The 22,297-nt window shown below is 38.4% G+C and carries 21 protein-coding genes; 9 read left to right on the top strand and 12 right to left on the bottom strand.

The annotated features are described in order from the left end of the window. Window positions 1-2: 2 nt before the first annotated feature. The 6 genes from JWP71_RS06720 to JWP71_RS06695 all read right to left on the bottom strand — a co-directional run bounded on the left by JWP71_RS06720 (window position 3) and on the right by JWP71_RS06695 (window position 5,959). Window positions 3-1,022 carry a type I asparaginase gene (locus tag JWP71_RS06720; RefSeq protein WP_299498108.1) on the bottom strand — a complete coding sequence of 340 codons (1,020 nt, stop codon included), beginning with the start codon at window positions 1,020-1,022 and terminating at the stop codon, window positions 3-5. 40 nt (window positions 1,023-1,062) lie between these two features. Beyond that, entirely contained in the window at window positions 1,063-1,830 is a 768-nt protein-coding gene (locus tag JWP71_RS06715) for a TatD family hydrolase (protein ID WP_299498107.1), read from the bottom strand. A gap of 51 nt (window positions 1,831-1,881) precedes the next feature. Then, window positions 1,882-2,844, bottom strand: coding sequence for an FKBP-type peptidyl-prolyl cis-trans isomerase (locus tag JWP71_RS06710; protein ID WP_299498106.1), 963 nt, complete (start codon window positions 2,842-2,844; stop codon window positions 1,882-1,884). A gap of 89 nt (window positions 2,845-2,933) precedes the next feature. Continuing rightward, the gene (locus JWP71_RS06705) at window positions 2,934-3,929 is read right to left on the bottom strand and encodes an FKBP-type peptidyl-prolyl cis-trans isomerase (RefSeq protein WP_299498105.1); all 996 of its coding nucleotides are present in this window, start codon (window positions 3,927-3,929) and stop codon (window positions 2,934-2,936) included. A 45-nt stretch (window positions 3,930-3,974) separates the two neighbouring features. Beyond that, window positions 3,975-4,946, bottom strand: coding sequence for an FKBP-type peptidyl-prolyl cis-trans isomerase (locus JWP71_RS06700; protein ID WP_299498103.1), 972 nt, complete (start codon window positions 4,944-4,946; stop codon window positions 3,975-3,977). Window positions 4,947-4,948: 2 nt separating this feature from the next. Next, the gene (locus tag JWP71_RS06695) at window positions 4,949-5,959 is read right to left on the bottom strand and encodes a DHH family phosphoesterase (protein ID WP_299498101.1); all 1,011 of its coding nucleotides are present in this window, start codon (window positions 5,957-5,959) and stop codon (window positions 4,949-4,951) included. Window positions 5,960-6,126: 167 nt separating this feature from the next. Between JWP71_RS06695 and JWP71_RS06690 the strand changes: the two genes are divergently transcribed. Then, entirely contained in the window at window positions 6,127-6,546 is a 420-nt protein-coding gene (locus tag JWP71_RS06690; RefSeq protein ID WP_299498099.1) for a nucleoside-diphosphate kinase, read from the top strand. A 159-nt stretch (window positions 6,547-6,705) separates the two neighbouring features. On the opposite strand, the gene JWP71_RS06685 is transcribed toward JWP71_RS06690, so the two are convergent. Both JWP71_RS06685 and JWP71_RS06680 read right to left on the bottom strand, forming a co-directional pair. Further along, window positions 6,706-6,996, bottom strand: a complete 291-nt coding sequence (locus JWP71_RS06685; protein WP_299498098.1) for a DUF721 domain-containing protein — start codon at window positions 6,994-6,996, stop codon at window positions 6,706-6,708. Beyond that, on the bottom strand, window positions 6,989-8,089 hold the full coding sequence (locus JWP71_RS06680; protein ID WP_299498097.1) for a DNA replication/repair protein RecF: 1,101 nt from the start codon (window positions 8,087-8,089) through the stop codon (window positions 6,989-6,991). The genes JWP71_RS06685 and JWP71_RS06680 overlap by 8 nt, the downstream gene beginning before the upstream one ends. Before the next feature lie 143 nt (window positions 8,090-8,232). On the opposite strand from JWP71_RS06680, the gene JWP71_RS06675 reads away from it, so the two are divergent. The 3 genes from JWP71_RS06675 (at window position 8,233) to ytxJ (ending at window position 10,048) form a co-directional block, all read left to right on the top strand. Continuing rightward, on the top strand, window positions 8,233-8,907 hold the full coding sequence (locus JWP71_RS06675) for a tetratricopeptide repeat protein (protein WP_299498096.1): 675 nt from the start codon (window positions 8,233-8,235) through the stop codon (window positions 8,905-8,907). A gap of 79 nt (window positions 8,908-8,986) precedes the next feature. Then, window positions 8,987-9,481 carry a 6,7-dimethyl-8-ribityllumazine synthase gene (gene ribH / locus JWP71_RS06670; protein WP_299498095.1) on the top strand — a complete coding sequence of 165 codons (495 nt, stop codon included), beginning with the start codon at window positions 8,987-8,989 and terminating at the stop codon, window positions 9,479-9,481. A gap of 237 nt (window positions 9,482-9,718) precedes the next feature. Further along, entirely contained in the window at window positions 9,719-10,048 is a 330-nt protein-coding gene (ytxJ, locus tag JWP71_RS06665; protein WP_299498094.1) for a bacillithiol system redox-active protein YtxJ, read from the top strand. 115 nt (window positions 10,049-10,163) lie between these two features. Here ytxJ and JWP71_RS06660 read toward each other — a convergent pair whose 3' ends face one another. Both JWP71_RS06660 and JWP71_RS06655 read right to left on the bottom strand, forming a co-directional pair. Continuing rightward, entirely contained in the window at window positions 10,164-10,565 is a 402-nt protein-coding gene (locus JWP71_RS06660; protein ID WP_299498093.1) for an OsmC family protein, read from the bottom strand. Between the two features lie 13 nt (window positions 10,566-10,578). Continuing rightward, entirely contained in the window at window positions 10,579-11,034 is a 456-nt protein-coding gene (locus JWP71_RS06655; RefSeq protein WP_299498092.1) for a DUF4265 domain-containing protein, read from the bottom strand. 137 nt (window positions 11,035-11,171) lie between these two features. Here JWP71_RS06655 and lipA point away from each other — a divergent pair, with 137 nt between their 5' ends. Further along, the gene (lipA, locus tag JWP71_RS06650) at window positions 11,172-12,050 is read left to right on the top strand and encodes a lipoyl synthase (protein WP_299498091.1); all 879 of its coding nucleotides are present in this window, start codon (window positions 11,172-11,174) and stop codon (window positions 12,048-12,050) included. 687 nt (window positions 12,051-12,737) lie between these two features. On the opposite strand, the gene JWP71_RS06645 is transcribed toward lipA, so the two are convergent. Further along, complete coding sequence (locus tag JWP71_RS06645; RefSeq protein ID WP_299498090.1) at window positions 12,738-14,243, bottom strand: NAD(P)H-hydrate dehydratase; 1,506 nt, start codon at window positions 14,241-14,243, stop codon at window positions 12,738-12,740. A gap of 74 nt (window positions 14,244-14,317) precedes the next feature. Here JWP71_RS06645 and JWP71_RS06640 point away from each other — a divergent pair, with 74 nt between their 5' ends. From JWP71_RS06640 to infB, 4 genes are all read left to right on the top strand, one after another. After that, a complete protein-coding gene (locus JWP71_RS06640) occupies window positions 14,318-14,734 on the top strand; it encodes a hypothetical protein (protein WP_299498089.1) in 417 nt (138 codons plus the stop codon). A gap of 117 nt (window positions 14,735-14,851) precedes the next feature. After that, the gene (locus tag JWP71_RS06635; protein WP_299498113.1) at window positions 14,852-15,322 is read left to right on the top strand and encodes a ribosome assembly cofactor RimP; all 471 of its coding nucleotides are present in this window, start codon (window positions 14,852-14,854) and stop codon (window positions 15,320-15,322) included. A gap of 85 nt (window positions 15,323-15,407) precedes the next feature. Beyond that, on the top strand, window positions 15,408-16,643 hold the full coding sequence (gene nusA, locus JWP71_RS06630) for a transcription termination factor NusA (RefSeq protein WP_299498088.1): 1,236 nt from the start codon (window positions 15,408-15,410) through the stop codon (window positions 16,641-16,643). 63 nt (window positions 16,644-16,706) lie between these two features. Next, complete coding sequence (infB, locus tag JWP71_RS06625; protein ID WP_299498087.1) at window positions 16,707-19,670, top strand: translation initiation factor IF-2; 2,964 nt, start codon at window positions 16,707-16,709, stop codon at window positions 19,668-19,670. Window positions 19,671-19,723: 53 nt separating this feature from the next. On the opposite strand, the gene JWP71_RS06620 is transcribed toward infB, so the two are convergent. Next, window positions 19,724-22,285 carry a hypothetical protein gene (locus tag JWP71_RS06620; RefSeq protein ID WP_299498086.1) on the bottom strand — a complete coding sequence of 854 codons (2,562 nt, stop codon included), beginning with the start codon at window positions 22,283-22,285 and terminating at the stop codon, window positions 19,724-19,726. Between the last annotated feature and the right edge of the window lie 12 nt (window positions 22,286-22,297).

Raw genomic sequence — 22,297 nt, 5'->3', positions numbered from 1 at the left:
ATTTAGGATACAGTTAATTCGCCGCGCAGGTCAACCTCCATCAGGCGCTTTACTTCTTTAACATCATCAACCTGGCCAAGCAGGTACATCATTTTGGTTACGGCTGCCTCAAAGGTCATATCATAGCCGTTGGCTACGCCAATGTCTTTTAATATTTTGCTGGTTTCGTACCGGCCCAGCTCTACCGTACCCACCTTACATTGTGAAATATCTACTATTACCTTGCCGCTGTCTATCGCGTTTTTAAGCATATCAATAAACCAGCTATCGGTAGTGGTATTGCCCGCGCCAAAAGTTTCCATTACAATGCCCCTTACATCGGCACCCAAAATGCTTTCTACAACTTTAGGGCCAATGCCGGGATATAACTTAAGCACGCCCACATCATTCACTAAATTTTTATGACTGATGAATGGCGCGCCGCCAGGCTGTCTGATATCATTTACACTAAAACGAAGGTGTACGCCAGACTCGGCCAATATAGGGCAGTTTGGCGAACGAAATGCTTCAAACTTGGATGAATTGTACTTAAATGAACGGTTGCCCCTGAATAGCTTATAATCAAAATAAATACAAACCTCGGGCACGCGTGAGCGGTCGTTCTTTTTAGCATTGGCAATTTCGATGGCGGTCATCAGGTTTTCCTTCGCATCCGTGCGTATGGCACTGATAGGCAACTGCGATCCGGTGAATATTACCGGCTTGGCCAAATTTTCCAGCATAAAACTCAACGCCGATGCCGTGTAGGCCATGGTGTCTGACCCGTGCAGAATTACAAAACCATCAACATCATCATAGTTAGCCTCGATTAACCCTGCAAGCTCACTCCATATCTGGGGGTTCATGTTAGATGAATCAATAATCTCCTCGAACGAGTGAACTTTAATTTTACAATTAAGTTTTTCTAATTCGGGCACATTATCCATTATCTGCTCAAAGTTAATGGGCTTTAGCACCTTGGTTACAGGGTCGGTCATCATACCTATTGTACCACCGGTATAGATAATAAGTATCTGGCTCATTAAATTGGGATTATGCTAAATTTAAATTTCTTCCTGTTCTTCACACACCAAATATTTGTTTTGAGTTAGCTGTTGTTATAGTAGCTACAGTTTGTATATCTGTTTGATAAACTTCGGCCACTTTTTGAGCAATATAGATCAAATAAGAACTTTCATTGGGTTTACCCCTGTGTGGAACGGGGGTAAGGTACGGAGAATCTGTTTCTAAAACGATATGGCTTAAATCAATTGAAGGTAAAATTTTATCCAAACCGGCATTTTTATAGGTAACCACACCACCTATCCCTAAATAAAAGCCGAGGCTAATAACCTTTTGGGCCTGTTCTGCATTACCGGTAAAACAATGAAATATGCCACGTAAGTTTTCATCCTGCTCTTGTTCCAATACTTCAAACACTTCATTAAAAGCATCGCGGCAATGAATAACTATAGGTAGTTTTAATTCTTTTGCCCAGGCAATTTGTTGTTTAAATGCTTGTACCTGTATACCAAGTGTTGTTTTATCCCAATATAGGTCTATACCTATTTCGCCTATGGCATATATTTTATGCTGTTGCTTGCTTTCGCGGATAATAGCCAGTTCATCTTTCCACCCTTCTTTTACAGAGCAGGGATGTAACCCCAGCATTGGAAAGCACATATCGGGGTGGACGTTTACCAGGTCATACACTTGCGCAACAGAGGCAGCATCCACATTTGGCAAAAACAGGCGATCAATTCCGTTTTTTCTGCATCGCTGTATAAGGCCCGCCCGTTTTATAGCGTCCTGCTCATAATACAAATGGGTATGCGTATCTGTTAGTATCATACTGCAAAATTAAAAAGCCTTCCGGTTTGTGGGAAGGCTTTTTTAAGTTTATTATTTCTTTACGGGAGGCAGAGCCGGTGCCGACCGTGTGGGGTCAATATCTTCGCCCTTTGAATGCATAATATCAACCACCTCTATATTAAAGGCAAGTGGGGTAAACGGATCAATAGTTTCAGTACCGTGCTCCCCATAGGCTAGGTTTGACGGAATTATAAAAGTGGCCTTTGCTCCTTTATTTAATAATAATAAGCCTTGTTCCCATCCTGCCATTACTTTGTTTTTTCCCAATGGAACACGAACAGGCATATACGGACGCGGACCGGCAGGAAGCTTAGCTTTTTCAGCATCTTCCTTAATATTAGTATCAAATATTTTATCATTTAAAAAGCTACCGGTATAATTCACCACAACCAGGTCGCCTTTTATTGCCAATGGGCCGGTTCCTTTTTGGGTGATGGTATAATATAAACCCGAATCGGTTTTAGCAACGTTTAGTTTTTTATCATCAATATACTTTTTAATTTTTACCGGCTCGGCATTCCTAAGTGCCAGCTGCTCTGCCTGCAAAAAAGCAGTAACCTTTGTTTCAAATTCCATTTCGCTCTGGGTTCCTTTTGGAATCAGCTTCTCAATTTTTACGGTATAGTTTACGTACTTTCCTTTAAACATCGGCGGACGAGAGGATTTTTTAAACAGGCTATCAACAGATACTTTAATGATCGCGCTGTCGCCATCGGCTAATAAAGTTAGCCCTGAAAATATATCCCCCTTGTTTGTCGATTTGTTTACAAGCAATGGCTGCGGGATACCCCTATCATACGTGCTTTGTATTACAGAATCCGCATCATTTTTTACGATCATGTGCAGGCTAACAAAATCACCTTCTTTTATTTTAGCGCCGGCTTTGTCGGTAAATATCTTGTATAACATCCCGCCCTCGCCGGTTTTGTATCCACCATTGCAGCTTGCCAGGCCCATCGAGGCAAGTGCTAAAAACATAAGTATCTTTCTCATTTTAATTGTGATAGTTTATAATTGGATAAAAGTAGTTTTTAATTTCGGGAAATTAAAAAAGCCTTCTTTTATTATCAGAAGGCTTTTTTTTAACTTGTCTTTTTGGCAACCGCCTTCTTAATTGGCGGTTTGGCAACCTTTTTAACCGGCTTAGTTCCGGCTGCTTTTACCGGCACATGTTTACCGGGTTTAATCTTTACCAGCTCTATATCAAACAATAAAGTGCTAAATGGTTTAATATCGTCTCCTGCTCCTTTTTCGGCATACGCCAGTTTAGACGGAATTATAAACGTAGCTTTTGATCCTTCATTTAATAAAAGCAATCCTTCATCCCAGCCTGGTATTACTTCGCCATGGCCAACAACCATTTGTAAAGGCTGATAGGAATCTGCTGGCCTTTGTAAACCGGCCTTCATGCCTTCGGCTGCAATGCTCGAGTCAAATACTTTACCATCCAATGTGCGGCCTACGTAATTTACCAGTAAGGTATCACCAGCTAAAGGCTTACGTTTAACCGAGACCTTGTTAATTTTATATTTTAATCCCGAGGGAGTGGTTTTAAGTAGCAGTTTATTAGTTGCTATATACTTATCTGTATTGGTTGTTTCATCTGCCTGGTATTTAGCTATCAAAGCTTTTCCTTCGGCAATTTCCTTATCTCTTTCGGCCATGGCCTCTGTAAGTGATTGTACCTTTTCTATTTTCATTAAAAACAGCAGGTTACTGCCCTTAGGTAAAAAAGGCGGGCGCTTATCTTCATGTCCATTAAAAATAGTATCGGTGGGCACCTTAATTAACACACTATCCTTTAAAGTTAATAACGGGAATATATCCATTAAGTCGCCTATGGGCTGTATTTGCGCTTGCGCGGGCCTACCGGTTCTGTAAGTGCTAAAAAGGATTGAATCCTTATCGGTTTTTTGAACTACCTCGAAGGTAATAACATCATTTACTTTTATCCTATCGCCTGGATTGTGAGTAAGCATTCGGTATTCTGTACCCTTAGCGGTACGCTGAAAACCGTTTTGCGCACTGGCCTTTGTAGCAAATGCGGCAACTAAAAGAAATGCAAAATATTTTTTCATAATTAAAAAAGCCTCTCCGTATTAACAGAGAGGCTACGAGTTATATTATTTTTTTAACGGAACCGATTTAACAGGCGGCAAAGCTACCGTTGGTTTGGGTGCAGTTAATTTAGGATGAACAATATCTACCAATTCTACAGTAAATGCAAGTGGAGTATAGCTGCCTATAGGGCCATTGCCACGTTCGCCGTAGGCTAAGCTTGATGGTATTACAAAAGTAGCTTTTGCACCTTTGTTTAATAATAGCAAACCTTGATCCCAACCTGCAATAACTGCTTTACGACCAACCGGAAAGCGGATAGGGGCAAACGAACGCTGAGCAACATTAGGCAATTTACCTTTAATGGCATCGGCTTTTACATTACTATCAAACATTTTTCCATTAAGTGTAGTACCTGAATAATTAACTACCGCGGTATCGCCCGGCATAATAACAGGGCCGTTGCCTTTTTGAGTGATAACATAATATAAGCCTGAGTCTGTTTTAGTAACGTTAAGTTTATTATCAGCAATATATTTTGTAATTTTTGCAGGCTCGGCATTTTTGCTGGCTGTATTAAGACCTGTCATATAAGTAGTAACTGTTGATTGGAATACCTGGTCGGTCATTTTGCCTTTAGGAATTAACTTCTCAATTTTAACATCATAAATCACATACTTGCCTTTAAAAGTAGGTGGTTTAGGTGATTTTTTAAATATACTATCGGCGCTAAGTTTAATAGTAGCGCTGTCACCTTCGGCTAATAGTTTTATACCGTCAAAAAGGTCGCCGTGGTATTGTGGTTTAGGCACCAGCAATGGTTGTGGATGGCCGTCTTCATAGCTGCTGAACAATACAGAATCAGCATCATTTTTTACAACCAAATTTACCATTACAAAGTCGCCTTCGTTTATTTTAGGACCCGATTTGTCAGTATATTTATTATATAACAATCCGTTCTCTCCTTTTTTGAATCCACCATTGCAACTTGCTAATCCTACAGCTGCAAGTGCCAAAAACATCAGATTTTTTTTCATTTTTATTGAATTAATAGTTTTTTATATTCGGGTAATATGTTTTTAAATTGAGCAATAACTTCTTGTAAGCTGGCCGATGACTGTCCGCCTGCAGCATTACGATGACCGCCGCCGCTAAAGTACAATTTACAAATTTCATTTGCCGGAAAATCTCCTTTCGAACGTAGTGAAAGCTTTACTTTGCCGTCTCTTTCAACTATAAAAGCCGCTAAACGTATGTTGGCAATTGATAAAGCATAGTTTACTATACCTTCTGTATCGCCGGTATTAACGTCATATTTTTTCAGATCGTACTTGTTTACGGCAATAATTGCTGTATTAAACTCCGGCAAAATTTCCATGCAATTAGTTAGGCAATGCCCTAAAAAGCGAAGTCTATTTTCGGATGCGCTATTATAAACCAGTTCATGTATACGCCAGTTAACCGCGCCTGCGTCTATCAAATCGGCAACTACACGGTGTACTGTTGATGTTGTATTGGGCAATCTAAATGATGCCGAATCTGTCATTATACCGGTATACAAACAGGTAGCAACATCTTTATTAATAAGTGATTTGTTGTTTAATACATTAACAATAAAATCATACACTAATTGCGCTGTAGCGCATGCGTTAATATCCCAATGGCGGTAGTCATCAAAATCTTCCGGTTCAAGGTGATGATCTATCATTATTTTATAGGCTTTGGCTGCACGCACCAATTCGCCCATATCATTAATACGGTTAAGGGCGTTAAAATCAAGGCAAAAAATCAGGTCCGCATCAGCTATCAAATCGGCTGCTTGTTGTATGTTTTCTGTATAGATAATAACTTCGCCATTACCTGGCATCCAGCTTAAAAACTCAGGATAATCTGTAGGGGCAATAACTTTAGCATGATGCCCCTGCTGTATTAAATAATTATATAAACCTAAAGACGAACCCATAGCATCCCCATCAGGTTTGTGATGAGTAGTAATAACTATTTTTTGAGGTTGCGCTAGTAGTTTATTAAGCGAGGCTGTATCTAACATTAATTTTAAAAAAAGAGTTGCAAAGCTATATAAATAAACTTAATGCATCCGTAAATTAATGAAAAAAGCTTGAGCGTTCGGTTACAAAAACATACTTTTGCGCGATTATATACAAAAGGTGGAATTTTTATACGCTGATAACAGCTCCCATCCCCAAAACCAACAAAATGGAAAGCAACAAAACTTTTACAATGATTAAGCCCGATGCAGTAGCCAATGGCCACATCGGTGCAATTTTAGATAAGATTACTAGCAACGGCTTTAAAATAGTGGCATTAAAATACACTGCTTTAAGTGCAGAAAAAGCAGGCGAATTTTACAGCGTGCATAAAGAACGTCCTTTTTATAAGGACCTGGTTTCATTTATGTCGTCAGGCCCAATTGTTGCTGCTATACTTGAAAAGGATAATGCAATTGAAGATTACCGTAAACTTATAGGCGCTACTGACCCATCAAAAGCCGAACCGGGTACAATACGTAATTTATTTGCAAAATCTATCGACGCCAACGCGGTTCATGGATCAGACTCTGATGAAAATGCAGCGATAGAAGGTAACTTCTTTTTCTCTGCTTTTGAAAGATTTTAAACTACCCTGCTTAAAAAGGTTTCCAAAAGGTTTCAACATTTGTTGCTTTTTGGAAACCTCTTTTTAATTATTGCCTTTATCCAATTATTAATACTATAACTTTCCCACAGGATGGGAGTACTCCGGATCATCTAAGCAGAAAACCAACTATGCGTTAGATTAGAGAAAGACAATCTCGTCAATTAACACACTCTTAGCTTCATTGTTAATCTTCTCTATTATTTGAGTACGCATTAGCATAAGTTCATTTTTTATTACTGATGATTCAATACGCAGAAAGAGCTTTTTATCATGTATAAATAACTCTTTTGTGCGGTTAGCTACTGATTTGCCTACCAAAGCGGGCCAGGTAGCAACAATACCGGTTTCATCAAACTTGCGTTTAATTTTATAAACCTGCATCATTTGCTCAATTGCCTCCTTGAGCGATTTGTCGTTAGTTTTACGCATCTATCTCTCCTGCTTTTACTTTAAATAGTTTTATAGGCACGCCCATATGCGTAAATATATTCTTTACCCGTGCATCGCTGGTGTCGGTAATAAATACTTGTCCAAAATCATGATTTGATACCATTTGCATTAGTTTGGTTACGCGCTGGTCATCCAACTTATCAAAAATATCGTCCAGCAGCAATAGTGGTTTAAAGCCCTTTTGTTGATTTAAAAAACTATACTGCGCTAATTTTAACGCTATTAAAAAAGACTTTTGCTGCCCCTGCGATCCAAACTTCTTCATGGGCATACCATGTATTGCAAACTGCAGGTCGTCTTTATGTATGCCTGCTGTAGTACGTTCTAGCGCGCGGTCACGTTCGATATTCTTTTTAAGCAGGGCGGCAAAATTTTCATTAAGCAATTGCGATTCATAAATTAGCTCAACCTGCTCGGCATCATCGCTTAAAAACTGGTAGTGCTTATTAAATATCGTGGTAAATGCTTCCATAAAAGCTTTACGCTTTTCAAATATGCGGCTGCCTGATGTTATTAGCTGCTCATCCAGTATCTCTAACAAACCAGGATCATATCTGCCGGTGTCGGCAATCATTTTTAAAAGCGCATTGCGGTTTGCCAATACCTTATTATAAATTATTAATTCATCAAGATACAGGTTATCGGTTTGCGATATAACATTATCAATAAACTTGCGCCGCTCTTCGCTGCCTTCTATAATAATACTGATATCATAAGGCGAAACCATTACCAGTGGTAATAGGCCAATATGGTCTGCCAGACGTTGATAGTCTTTTTTATTACGTTTAAACTGCTTTTTTTGATTGCGTTTTACAGAACAGGCCACTGCTTCCTGCTTATCATTTTTACTAAAAGTACCTGTTATGATAAAGAAATCTGTTCCTTGTTTTATTTGCTGACTATCAATTGGGTTGAAATAGCTTTTACATAAAGACAGGTAATGTATAGCGTCTAACAGATTTGTTTTACCGGCGCCATTATTACCTAAAAACGCGTTTACACCTTCGCTAAATGTTAGCCCGGCTTCTTCGTAGTTTTTAAAGTTGATAACTGATAGCTGTTTTAAATACATATTGATGCATCAAATTTAGTAATTACCGCATTGCTTTTGGGGTTATTATATATTAAAAAAAATAGCCATATTTATTAAAATAAAAAGCAGTTGCTAAAACTTTTTAAAAAATGTAGTTTTGCAAACTTTAATTTAGAATAGAAATGTCAAAAACCCACGAGAATACTACTGCCCTAAAAGATGACAACTTTGGACAGATAAGCAAATTTGCACGTGAGAATCAAAAAAGCTTAGCTTTTATAGCTTCAGCTGTTGTTGCAATGATTCTTGTGTATGTTCTTTACCAAAAATTATACCTTGCTCCAAGAGAGGTTAGTGCTGCCGATCAAATGCACGTAGCGCAGGATTTTTGGAGTAAAAAAGAATGGGACAAAGCAATTAAAGGAGATGCCGGTTACCCGGGATTTGAAAAGATCATTGTTGATTATAGCAATACCAAAGCCGCCAATCTTGCTAATTTTTATTTAGGTGTTGCTTATTTAAATAAAGGCGAATACCGTAAAGCCATTGATAATTTTAATAACTACAGGGGCGATGATGTAATGGTTGCCGCCGAAGCTTATGGAAATACCGGTGATGCTTATGTAGAATTGAAAGACTTTGATAAAGCTGCTAGCTTTTTCAAAAAAGCAATTGATAAAGCAAAGAATAACTTTTTATCGCCGCTTTATTTAAAGAAACTAGGCTTGGTTTATGAAGCGCAAAATGATAACAAATCTGCAAGCGAGACCTATAAATCAATTAAAAGTGACTATCCAACCAGTGCCGAAGCACAAAATATAGACGCATATATTGCACGCGTAGACGCGAAACTGTAATTAAGTTATTAAAGATTGAAGATTAGGCGATTAGTTGAATACGCCAATCTTCAATCTCTAATCTTTAATCTTCACAACCATGGCTACACAGCTAAAAAATTTATCAGATTTTTCGGATATTGTAGTGCCGTCAGCAGCACCGTATAGTTTTGGGATTGTAGTTTCTGAGTGGAACACCGAAATTACTAACGCCCTATACCAGGGTGCACATAAAAGCCTGTTAGCTAATGGCGCCCTGGCTTCTAATATCAGCACTTATGCCGTACCCGGTAGTTTTGAATTAACATCAGGGGCAGATTTGTTATTAAAAAATAGTAAATTAGACGCAGTAATTTGTTTAGGCTGTGTTATACAAGGAGAAACCAGGCATTTTGATTTTATTTGCAATGCCGTGGCCAATGGGTTAACTAATGTAGCTGTAAAGTATTCAAAACCTGTTATATTTGGCGTATTAACAACCAACGATCAGCAGCAAGCAATTGATCGTTCGGGCGGCAAACATGGCAACAAAGGAGATGAAGCAGCTATAACAGCTATAAAAATGGCTCACCTTGCTACAACCTTAAGAAGATAGTTCCCGTATAACGGATATATTTATAAATATTAAAAGATGAGAAAAGTAATTTATATAGTACTTATAGCACTAACAATAGGAACCATCACCTCTTGTACAAATAAACTTTGCCCGGCTTATAACTCTTATCCCCGAGGACGTAACTAACCCGTCATTTTCTTAGACTTGCTTAAAACAAATATTTGTTTGACGTTGTAATTACTTAGAACGAAATAAGCATCCTTACCTTTGCGCCATATGAAGTGGACATTATTAGAAACTACAGATCAGCTTACCCAAATTAAGCAACAAGAAGGTTATAGTTTAATTTTTAAACACAGCACCCGCTGCTCCATCAGTATGATGGCTAAAAAGCGTTTTGAATTAGATTGGGAAAACTTACCCGAAAACATGCCGTTGTATTTTTTAGACTTGATACAGTATCGGGACGTATCTAACCATGTAGCACAACTATTTAGCGTGCACCACGAATCACCGCAATTATTATTAATTAAAAATGGCGAATGCATTCTTGATCAATCGCATGGTGGGATATCTGTGGACGAGACTATATCAGAGATTAGTTAATTAAAAATTAGTTAATTAGAGATTAAAGATTGGGCTCATCGCTTAATAAAATTATAAAACTTTATACTTTTGGCAGGCCTAATCTTTAAATAGCTAATCTATAATCTTCAACAACCTACCACCCAAAATCAATTGTTTTTTTAACATCAGGGTGCAGGCTTATGTAAACCGGGCAGGTTGTAGCCGCCAGTTCTAGTATTTTCCTTTCCTTATCATCATATGTTGCCGGGAATTTCAGATTGATAACTATCTCGGCTACGCGACGTGGGTTGGTGGCCATTACTTTAGTAACTTCGGCACTGGTATTAACTATATCGATGCCGTGCGTATCAGCAGCTATACCCATTGTAGTTAACATGCACCCTGCTAACGATTCGGTCAACAGATCGGTTGGCGAAAAGGCTTCTCCTTTCCCTTTGTTATCAGTGGGCGCGTCAGTAATTAATTTAGTTCCGGATTGTAAGTGAGTTGCCTCGGTACGTAAGCCGCCAAGGTATGTTGTTTCAATAGTTGCCATGATTTTGTTTAATTTAATATTTATGAATATTGGAAAGACAAGGTTCTGAATATTCTAGAACTTGTTTATTTTCAAGCTCAATTAATTTGTTTTTTATTGTTTTATAGTCAATATCTGCTGGGATTTCCATTACGAAATAAACCTTGTTAACCTTTTCCGAAACACAACCTAAAGTTTCAAAAATCTTACGTATGTCATTAGCTTCATTGGCATCGTCCATTATAACGACTCTTACTGTTGAATTTCCCGAATACTCAACTGTATTTCTGTAAGTAAGCATTAGTTCTATATCGTCATATTCAGCAAATACAATATCGTCCGACGCTATCAACGGCGCATAAAAAGGAATGCTATCTAATTTATAAAGCCCTTTACTCTCATCGATAGTAATAGCCCACATTGTTTCCACAGTTTCCTCTTCTAAAATGTCGCTATAAAACCGAAATAAAATTTTTACGTGATTATTCAAATGATTAATAAATCCGTCAAGTTAATTCTTGATTCATTACAAATTTAAAACTTTATTAATTTGTGCTAGCATCAACTTACTGTAATATTTGTTCTGGCCGTTTATTGGGTTAGCTGGTTTTTAACTACTTTTGTTTCATGATAGAATTGCCGGTAGTTCCAGCTAATCAGCCACAACGCAAGCCTGATTGGCTAAGGGTAAAACTTCCCGTAGGGAAAGAATACGCCCATGTGCGTAGTTTGGTTGATACCCATAAGCTGCATACCATTTGCGAAAGCGGCAATTGCCCTAATATGGGTGAGTGCTGGGGGGCGGGTACTGCAACCTTTATGATATTAGGTAACATCTGCACACGCTCCTGCTCATTTTGCGCGGTGGCAACAGGCAGGCCGCTTGCCGTTGATATGGACGAACCTAACCGTGTGGCAAACTCGGTTAAGCTGATGCAGGTAAAACATTGCGTTATTACTTCTGTTGATCGGGATGATTTAAAAGATGGCGGTTCAATAATTTGGGCCGATACTATTAATGCTATCCGCCGCGAAAGCCCCGAAACTACTTTAGAAACTTTACTGCCCGACTTTAGAGGGGTATGGGATAATTTGGCCAGGGTGATTGAAACCCGCCCTGAAGTAGTGTCGCACAACCTTGAAACCGTAAGGCGCTTGACAAAAGAGGTGCGTATACAGGCTAAATATGATCGCAGTTTGGAAGCACTGAAGCAAATATCGGCTTCGGGATTACGTACCAAATCAGGCATCATGTTGGGTTTAGGCGAAAAAGAAGAAGATGTTTTAGAAGCAATGGACGACTTGCTGGAAGCTGGCGTACATATATTAACCTTGGGTCAATATTTACAGCCAACACGCAGTCATCACCCCGTAATTGATTGGATACACCCAGATCAATTTGCTTTTTACAAACAGATTGGGCTTGATAAAGGTTTTAGGTATGTAGAGAGCGGGCCGTTGGTTCGATCATCATATCATGCTGAAAAACACCTGTTCGAAATCTGATAAATCCCTTCATCTCTTCAACGTTTGGGCGATATATCCCCTAAAGAAAAACTGCAGTGAAAGCAATGATTCAAAAACAAACGGTAATAAAGGCCGATATTGTGGAGATGGAAAAAGCACTGGAGCGATATGCACTTGCAAACGCGGTTGAATCTTCAGAAAATCAACGCAATAAATATTAAATAGCCTGATTACCAATTCAGCGCACATTACTATCTTCGATAGTAAAAAACAAAAAGCTGCTATTATTTAGCCAATGCATTTAAAGTAACCCGTTAGCCAACAGGCCGCAGCACTAACCAACCATGAGCGAAATGAAGTTTATTGGTGAGTTTTAACATATAGGTCAATAATTCAAATCCTGTATCATTTTAATTGATCTTAATGAAAAAGTTGCATTTTTTAACCAAAAAAGGAATTTTTTATAAATTTTACTTAAAAAATGTCATAAAAGCATACAAACCGGCATTGTATGTCAATTTGCACCTCTATAAATTAAAATTTTCGGGTAAAATGGTTAAAAAAAGTTAATTTTTGTAAAAAATGCGGTTTTTTACAAAAAAATTGCTTTTTTTGTAACTTTTTAAGACTACCAGCGTCTTATCAATAATTTTCTCAGAGTATTAGTTCTTTATAAGATCAGTTAATAAGTAGGAAAAACGGATGCATAATACTTGCTCCGTTTTTTTATGCCATTAATTTTGCCATTGCAATAGGCAGGTGTTTGGCCAGCTGCCCTGGCAAAACAACATTTAAACGATTGGGCATCGCTAGTTCATCGCCCGCTTTTCCATGTATATATACCCCAATAAGGCAAGCTTCGCAGGGAGAATATTTTTGCGCCAATAAAGAGGTGATAATACCTGTAAGCACATCGCCCATACCACCGGTTGCCATTGCAGGGTTACCTGTGCTGTTAAAATAAACATTTCCATCAGGCGTGGCTATCAGTGTGTAATCATTTTTTAAAACGATATATATATGATGCTGCTTTGCCTTTTCTAAACTGCTTTGCAGGCGCTGCCACCAATTGACGTGCTTGCCAAACAAACGGTCGAACTCTTTCATATGCGGGGTTAATATACTTCCCGCGGGTATTTTTTCCCAAAGATCAGGATTACTTGCCAGCAGGTTAAGCGCATCCGCATCAATAACCACCGGCTTTTTATAGTTGGTAAAAATTTCGGTTATTAATGCTAAGGCATTTTTATCTTTTCCTAACCCGGGGCCTATACCTATGGCAGCAAACTGCTGCCATTTTATTTCGGGCAGTTCAACTCCCTTTCTTACAATTGCCATAATCTCGGGCAGGTAAGTATTTAAAGCAGTAAGGCTGCTTTCGGGTACGCAAGCCGTAGTTAAACCCACCCCGGCATAGGCACATCCTGCCGAACTTAATAAAGCGGCCCCCATAGTTTTTTCCTGACCGGCCACAATTAAAGCATGCCCGTAAGTGCCTTTATTGCTAAAATTACGGCGTGGCCTTAGTAGTTTCTTTATGTCCTTTTCCTCAATAAACAGGTAAGGTGATTTAAGTGATGCTATAAACTCCTCATCAATGCCAATGTTTACCGCCTCCCAGCATTTAATATGCGGGGCAGATTCAGGCAGCAGAAAATTAATTTTAGGTTGTTGAAAAGTAATTACCAGATCGGCCTTTATAACAGCCGCCTCGTTATCAATTTCGCCATCGGTAAAAAGGCCGGTAGGCACATCAATGGCTACAACCGTTCTTTTGAGTTGGTTAATGTATGTCGCCAGCCTTTTATAATCGCCCATTAATGGCTTATTTAAACCGCTGCCCAATAAGGCATCAATAATAATAGCGCTATTTTCAGCAGGAAATTCTGCATCGGCCTTAAGTTCGTGTAAGCTAAGACTCATTTGCTGCAAACGGTGCAGGTTGGTATTAAAGTCGTCGGTTGCCCTATCAGTGTATCGGGCAATTTTTATATCTAAATTTAAGTATTTATGATCGTGCAGCATCCGGGCTATTGCCAAGCCGTCGCCACCATTATTACCGGTGCCGCAATAAACTGATATGGCGTTGCCCTTATCCGGAAAACGATTAATAAACCAACCCACAAATGCCTTCGATGCCCGCTCCATTAGATCAATGGAGATAATAGGCTCATTAGCTATTGTGTGAGCATCCGCTTCGCGGATTTGTTGGGCAGTTAGCAGTGGCAGCATATGGTATAAATTTAAACTTTATACCTTTTGTTTTATAATACTTTTAAATCTATCTGTTTTAGTAATATTACTTAATGAAAAAATTTTGGTTGTTAATAATATGCGTTTGCCTGGGTTGCACAGCAAATCCACCTAAAACTACCGTAAATATTAGCCTGGTTAATAACAACCAATCCTTAAAAATAACCGGTATCGAGTCTGTTATCATGCATGATATTAACAGGGATACAATAAATGCCTGGCAAAGTTTATTCGCCATTTACCGCCTGCCGGCAGATACTGATATGAAAGACTACCAGCCCATACAGCCCGGGCAGTATCAGCTTAAAGACAGCATACTAATATTTACTCCGGATACCCCATTTACAAAACAACAAAGTTATTTTGTGCGCTATTATAACTACGCGGGCAACAAAAACATATGGGATTATATTAAAGGTAATGCCCGAATAGGAAAATTACATTTTATTGATTTGATTTTTAAGCCATGAACTGCTTGAAAATCAAAAATATTTCAGTATATTTGCACCTAATTAAGAAAGAGGGGGCCGTTTGCCCCCTCTTTTAGTTTACCAATCATTCCGGTAATGGCGGAAAAGGATGCGGATATGAACATTGAAAAAAGGGTTGTTGAACTGGTTGAAGAGAAGATTGCCGAAATTGCGCGGCCTGATTTATTTTTGGTGAGTGCTAAATTACACCCGAACGGAAAATTGATTATACTGGTTGATGGTGATAAAGGCATTGGGATAGCCGAATGTGTGCAGATAAGCCGTTATGTGGGTTTTAAGCTGGAAGAGGAAGATGTGATAAAAACACCTTACAACCTTGAAGTATCATCGCCGGGTATTGATTTACCACTAACTATGGTAAGACAATACACCAAAAACATTGGCAGAGACCTGGCTATAAAAATGGCCGATGGCAGTAAAAGAGAAGGTAAGCTAACGGCAATTACAGAAGATGCTGTACTGATTGAAGAAAAAATAAAAGAAAAAGGGAAAAAGGCCGAAATTATTGAAAGCGTTATCCCGGTAGAGCAAATAATAGAAACAAAGGTTTTAATATCATTTAAGTAAGAACCATCATGAGCTACAGCTTAAAAAAAAGAACAAGCCCATGATAGCTTCATTGCCTTTAATGAACAAATAACTTTAATGAAAAATGAGCAATATTAATTTAATTGATTCTTTCCAGGAATTCAAAGATTTCAAAAACATCGATCGTCCAACGATGATGAGCGTGTTGGAAGACGTTTTCAGAAGTATGATCCGCAAAAAATACGGAACAGATGAAAATTGTGACGTAATTGTGAATACGGATAATGGCGACTTAGAAATTTGGCGCACACGTGTGGTTATGGAAGATGGCTTTAGCGAGGATGATGACCTGGAAATTGAATTAAAAGAAGCGAAAACGCTTGATCCGGATCTGGAAGTAGGTGATGACTATATTGAGCTGATCACTTTAGAGAGTTTTGGTCGCCGTGCTATATTAGCCGCTCGCCAAACACTGGTATCTAAAATATTAGAACTGGAGAAAGACGAGATATTTAAGAAATATAAAGACCGCGTTGGTGAAATTGTTACAGGTGAAGTTTACCAGGTATGGAAAAAAGAGACTTTAGTGCTTGATGATGAAGGTAATGAACTTTTATTGCCCAAAACAGAGCAAATACCTGCCGATTACTTTAAAAAAGGCGATAGCGTAAAAGCTATTGTTTATAAGGTAGATATGCTTAACAGCAACCCTAAGATCATTATATCGCGCACAGCGCCTGAGTTTTTACAACGCTTATTTGAGCTGGAAGTACCTGAAATTTTTGATGGCTTAATAACCATCAAGAAAATTGTACGCGAGCCGGGCGAAAGAGCTAAAGTAGCGGTTGAATCATACGATGATCGTATTGATCCGGTTGGTGCTTGTGTGGGCATGAAGGGATCGCGTATACATGGTATCGTTCGCGAGTTGAAGAACGAAAATATCGATGTAATAAACTATACTAATAATATTCAATTATATATACAACGTGCATTATCGCCGGCTAAGATCACATCTATTAAACTGGATGATGAGAAAAAAACAGCGGCAGTATATTTAAAACCCGACCAGGTATCATTAGCGATAGGCCGTGGCGGGCATAATATTAAACTGGCCGGTAAATTAACCGGTTATGAAATTGATGTTTACCGTGAGGCTGATGAGCATGATGAAGATGTGGATATTGAAGAATTTTCAGATGAAATTGAAAGCTGGATCATTGATGAGTTTAAACGTATTGGTTTAGATACAGCAAAATCGGTTTTAGCTTTAACTGTAGGCGAATTGGTAAAACGTACCGATTTAGAAGAAGAAACAGTAAAAGAAGTACTATCAGTTTTACAAGCAGAATTTGAATAAAAAAAATAAGCAAAATTAAAATCGTATTTTTGCATTACAATAAAGCAGAGAAAGAATTAATAAATGTCAGAAGACAAATCAATAAAATTAATAAAAGCAGTAAAAGAGCTTAACATTGGCATGGGTACCATTGTCGATTTTTTGGCTACCAAAGGCTACAAGGTTGAAAAACAACCTATGGCAAAGCTGGATAACGACATGTACGGCGCATTGTTGAAAGAGTTTGCTGTTGACAAAAGTATCAAGGAAGAAGCCAAGCAGATAAGTATCGGCAAGATACGTAAAGACGAGCCTGGCATTACTCCTGATAAGCCGGTTGAAACAAACCGTCGTTCAAGGGATTTTGAGAATGAAGAGATTCTGATAAAAAATGCCGGCAATTACACTGCCCCATCTGTTCAGGCTGAAATACCAAAGCCGGTACCTGCTCCTGAGCCTGTAAAGGTAGAAGAGCAAAGTTCCGATTCACTTCCGGGTGTAAAAGTTGTTGGGAAAATAGATCTGAATAACTTACATGCTAAACCAATCGAGAAGATTGAAAAAGAAGTTGTAAAGCCAGAGCCTGTTGCGTTAAAAGAAGAAATAAAAGAAGAACCAAAAGAAGAAATAAAACTATCAGAACCGGTAGCTGAAATTAAAAAGGAAGTTGCACCAGAGCCACCTAAGGCTGAAGAGGTGAAAAAAATAGCGACTCCGGTTGTAACACCTGTTGCTGTTGAACCTAATGAAGAAGGTGGCGGCGACCATGATGTTATCAGAGCTAAGGCCGAGCGTTTAAGCGGGCCGAATATTGTTGGCAGGATAACTTTACCTGTTGTGCCAAAACGTAACCCGGTAGCTTCATCATCAAACACTAATGCGGATCATAAACGTAAAAGAAAACGTAAAGATAATCCACCTCCCGGACAAAGTGGCGGCACTAACAATCAGCAGGGAGCTAATCCGGCTGGTGGTGGCACAGCTCCACAAAGTGGCGGTAATAACAATAATAACGCCAATCGTCCTGATTTCAGGAACAGGCCTCATAATACCGGTGGCGGCTATCAAGGCAATCGCCCTAATAATAACTTTAACCGTAATGCTCCGGCAAGTACCGGCCCTAAAGAAGAGCCTTCAGAAAAAGATATACAGGACCAAATTAAGGCAACGCTTGCCCGTTTAAGCGGCGCAGGTAAATCTGGCAAGTTCGCACAGCGGGCTAAATTCCGTCGTCAAAAACGTGATGATGTGGCTGCAAATGCGGATGAGTTGGCATTAGAGCAAGATGCGCAATCAAAAGTATTGAAGGTTACAGAATTTGTTACGGCTAATGAGTTAGGGATAATGATGGATGTGCCTGTAACGCAGATCATATCAACCTGTATGAGCCTGGGTATGTTTGTATCCATTAACCAACGTCTTGATGCAGAAACACTAAGTATTGTTGCTGATGAGTTTGGCTACCAGATTGAGTTTGTAAAACCACAGGACGAAGAATTTATCCTTGATCAACCGGATGCTCCGGAAGATCTGATCCCCCGTGCACCTATTGTAACCATAATGGGCCACGTAGATCATGGTAAAACCTCATTGCTTGATTTTATACGTAAAACAAATGTTATAGGTGGCGAAGCCGGTGGTATTACCCAGCACATTGGTGCCTATGAAGTAACATTGCCAGATAATAAAGGAAAAATAACATTCCTGGATACACCGGGTCACGAGGCGTTTACCGCTATGCGTGCAAGGGGTGCACAGGTAACAGATATTGTAATTATTGTAATTGCTGCTGATGATAGTGTGATGCCGCAAACCCGCGAGGCTATAAACCACGCACAGGCTGCAGGTGCCCCAATTATATTTGCATTCAATAAAATTGACCGCCCGGGTGCTAATGCCGACAAGGTGCGTGAGCAACTATCGGCCATGAATATTTTGGTTGAAGAATGGGGTGGTAAATATCAAACACAAGAAATTTCGGCAAAAACAGGCTTAAACATCGATCTGCTTTTAGAAAAAGTGTTGCTTGAAGCCGAATTGTTAGAACTTAAAGCTAATCCTAAGAAACGTGCCGTTGGTACTGTTATTGAGGCAGCTTTAGACAAGGGCCGTGGTATTGTTACTACTATATTAGTACAGGCAGGCACATTAAAGGTAGGCGATCCTATTTTAGCGGGTTGTTACAGCGGTCGTGTAAAAGCATTGACCAATGAGCGCGGCCAGCGTGTTGAATCTGCAGGGCCATCAACACCGGTACAGGTATTAGGTATGCAGGGCGCGCCAACAGCTGGTGATAAATTTAACGTGTTAGAAACCGAAGTTGAAGCACGTGAGATTGCCAATAAGCGTTTACAATTACAACGCGAACAAGGTTTACGCACACAAAAACATATCACCCTTGATGAAATTGGCCGCCGTTTGGCAGTTGGTAACTTTAAAGAGCTTAATATTATTGTTAAAGGTGACGTGGATGGTTCAATTGAAGCGTTATCCGATTCATTGTTGAAACTATCTACCGAGCAGATACAGGTTAACGTTATATCAAAAGCTGTTGGACAGATATCAGAATCTGATGTATTATTAGCTTCCGCTTCTGACGCGATAATTATTGGTTTCCAGGTACGTCCTTCAGGTGGCGCACGTAAACTGGCCGAGGCCGAGCAAATTGATATCAGGCTTTACTCTATCATCTACGATGCGATCAACGAGATCAAGGCTGCTATGGAAGGCATGCTTGCACCAACTTTCGAAGAGAAGATTGTTGCTAACGTAGAGATACGCGAAACCTTCAAGATTAGCAAGGTTGGTACCATTGCAGGGTGTATGGTATTAGATGGTAAAATTACCCGTAACAGTAAAATACGTATAGTGCGCGAAGGTGTGGTTATTTATACCGGCGAACTGGCTTCATTAAAACGCTTTAAAGACGATGTTAAAGAAGTATCGGCAAACTACGAGTGCGGTTTAAATATCCAAAACTTTAACAACATCGAAGTAGGTGACATTGTTGAAGCTTACGAAAATGTAGAGGTTAAACGCAAGCTTTAATAGCATTAACTTTATAACAGAAAAAGGCTCCCTGGTTACCAGGGAGCCTTTTTTTATGCTCCATTACTTATTGCATTCTGCTGCAAAAAAATCTTGGTGTTTAGCTTATTTTCGTGTAGCATTTTTATAAAATCATAATTTACCTGTTTATACAATTTGGGCATTGATGTTTGCAAATCAGCGCTCTTTAATAATATCACAGATACATACAGCTTAGGAAATTTATAGCCGGATTTATCAGCAATGGCATTAATGCTTTTCATTTCGGTAACGATATGAATTGCACGCGGTGTGTTTATTAAGGTTTTAACTTTTAGGTTATGAAACAAAATTTTCATATAAGGCGTTAACCGTTCCCCGCTATTTTTATAAGCGTTAGAAATAGCGTAATACGTTTCTGCTACCTTTGTATTATTACCCAAATCATAATAAGCATCGGCAGTTATAACTTTTAAAAAGAATCCATATTGCGTTGTATTATCACCAAACAAATCAGGTTTATAATTTTTCTTTAAAAATTCAATAAACCTGATTGTTTTTTTAGAGTTATAGCATAACATCATTGTATTTAACCCCAATAAATACAATAGGTCATTTGATGCACATTTTTTAAACCCCGTTCTGTCTGTGGGCGGATTAAATGATAATTTAGTCAGATCGCGCAGAACCTCCCGTTTAATAATGCCATATTTTAAATGATAGTATAAAGCATCAAGGCAGTTTAATGGATTTATGATAAAAGAATCATACGCTGTTTTTTGGAAGGCTTTTAAATTTAAAAGGCAAGCCTCCAGCTCATTTAAATCAAGCTGAATAGCTGCTATTATTCCTAAAGTAGTATGAATTAATATCTTTTTTTTAGTTGAAAACTCAAATTTTAATAAAACATTCAGCACTTTTTTATAGTCCGGATTAATAAGCTCAAATCCGAAAAAATATTCAAATATTTTTTTACTAAAAGGCTGCTTAAAATACTGCACCAGAGCTTCATTGTTTTTTACTGATAAGGATTCTTTCTCCAACAATTTGCCCAAAAATATAATCAACTCTAATTTTTCATTTGATCCCAGGATCGCCTCTGTTAATTGGTCGATATTTCTTAACTGGCCCGAGTTTATAGCATGCATTATGCACCACTTTAATACCTCTACTTTCCGCGGGCTATTAGCTAGTAAAGTGTTTATTCTTTTAATCAAATCAGCATCAAACAAGTTACTATTTTCATAAAGTAATATCCTGGCAATACTATACTCCAGAAAATTATCATTACCAAATACTATGCAGTTATTATAATGGTACTTACTGCTTTCATTCGTTTCTCTTAAAAAGCCTATACTTAATAACTCCTGGTAGGCATGGCTATATTGCTTTATAAGATCATTCACCTGTAATCTATCTATTTGGTAAACATCATTTTCAAAATCAAGCGCTTCAACAAACTTTTTAATAAACAATAATTTTTCTGTAGGGTAATTGCCCAGAAAAACCCTATGTATAATGAATGTAGAGATCAATTCATAGATAGAAAAATGATCAACACTGTTTAATGAGAAGTTTACTTTATTAAGTTTATAATAAAATTGCAGGTATAAAGGATGATTAAAACTTTCGGCTACCTCTATAGAAATAACGCTTTCTACTGCGGGGTTAATCTTATGGCAAAGCTTTTTAAGCTCCTCTCTATTAAACAATGGCACATTACTATAACTATCATTTTCAAGCCCCGTAAACCATGTGCCGGTACCAATTTCCATAGTCTGGCTATTATTTATCCAGGTAGCAAAGCGCGTAGTTAAAACAAGTTTAAACCAATCGTGCGATTGGTAAAGTGAAAAAACATCAATTAGCTGATTTAAAGTAACCTTGAATTGCTCATTTTTAAACATAAACTCATCAAACCCATCAACAATAAGGTAAAACTTACTATCCTTCCTTTGCTTAATATCTAATAAAACATTAATATCATTATCAATACTGTACCCAAGTAAAGTAAGTATCCAGTCGTTCAAACCTTTGCCACTTAGCAAAACGCTCATTAAAGCACTGCTGCTAAACAATAGTATAATGTCATTAGTCCCATTAGCTGCATCTGCAGCCATTTTTTCTTCAATCCAATGGCATAGTGCTATGGTTTTTCCATATCCGGCAGGCGCAGTCAATAGTGTGCCTGTACAGCCAGAGTTTAAAAATTCATCAAAATGAAAATCAATAAAATCCCTTTTAATAGTTTGATTATATGGAATACCCGATTTGTTTTTTAGGGCCTGTAGTGTAAATGCGGTTATTTTGTGAGCGGTTTGCTGCAATAATTGCCAGTTTAAATTTTCATTCTGGTTTTTTATTAAACTGTTATCCTCTTTTTCGCAAAAATCCTTCCATCCTTTATGATCACAATATTTTGCCAGTATATCAAGCGTAAACAATGATGGCGTAAACTTACTATGGGCAAAACCATATATACGTTTAAAAGTAGTTTCACTAATTCTATTACCGGTTTTTTTTGATACACGATGTGATAGTACTTTACAATCTGCGGGTAAAACATGGCTGATACCGGCTGTTACAAGTATTCTTTTTTTTAATTGTTCGTATTGATGTAATGAAATCGTGTTCATTATCATTGCCCA

This window comes from Mucilaginibacter sp. (assembly GCF_028287845.1).
Taxonomy (GTDB): domain Bacteria; phylum Bacteroidota; class Bacteroidia; order Sphingobacteriales; family Sphingobacteriaceae; genus Mucilaginibacter.
The sequence above is the reverse complement of the archived record's forward strand: the minus strand, read 5'-3'. Positions and strand labels throughout refer to the sequence as shown.